This is a genomic window from Aphanothece microscopica RSMan92, assembly GCF_046613545.2.
In the GTDB taxonomy this organism is placed as follows: Bacteria; Cyanobacteriota; Cyanobacteriia; order PCC-6307; family Cyanobiaceae; genus NIES-981.
The window spans coordinates 1-559 of the sequence record NZ_JBKKKY020000375.1; the positions used below are offsets into that span (position 1 = coordinate 1).

At 67.6% G+C, this 559-nt stretch carries 1 protein-coding gene; it reads left to right on the plus strand.

The window, feature by feature from the left end; translation table 11 throughout:
• Positions 1-549, plus strand: a 549-nt coding sequence (locus ACLD7X_RS18090; RefSeq protein ID WP_411425074.1) for a glycosyltransferase family 4 protein, incomplete at its 5' end; no start/stop codon positions are given.
• Between the last annotated feature and the right edge of the window lie 10 nt (positions 550-559).

Here is a 559-nt window from a genome sequence, read left to right on the forward strand (position 1 = left end):
AAGGCGCCGTTCTTCGTGGCGCAGGTGGCCCAGCAGGTGCTGCAGGCGCGGCCCCAGGCCAGCTTCACCTGGGTCTGTGAGGGGCGTAACCATGCTGCCGCGCGTGGGCTGTTCACGGACCGGGCCGTGTTGGCGCGCGTGCACTTCCTGCCATGGCAACCGCAGCAGCAGCTGCGTGAGCTCTACGACGCGCATGGCATCTTCGTGTTCCCCTCGCTGTTCGAAGGCTTCGGCAAGGCCTTCATCGAGGCGATGGCGCGTGGCCTGTGCGTCGTGGCAGCAGACAACGGCGGCATGCACGATGTGATCCGCCACCGCGAGAGCGGTGTGCTTGCGCCGACGGGCGACTGCGAGGCGATGGCCCAGGCCTGCATGGATCTGATTGATCACCCGGCCGATTTCCTGCGCATGGCAGCAGCAGCGCGCGCAGCCGGCCAGACCTACACCTGGGATCGTGTCGGCCGCGAGACGCTTGCGTTCTACGAGCAGCTGCTGCGCCAGAACGCCTCTGGCGGCACCCGCCCCACCCTGAACACGCCAGGCTCCTGATGATCACCGA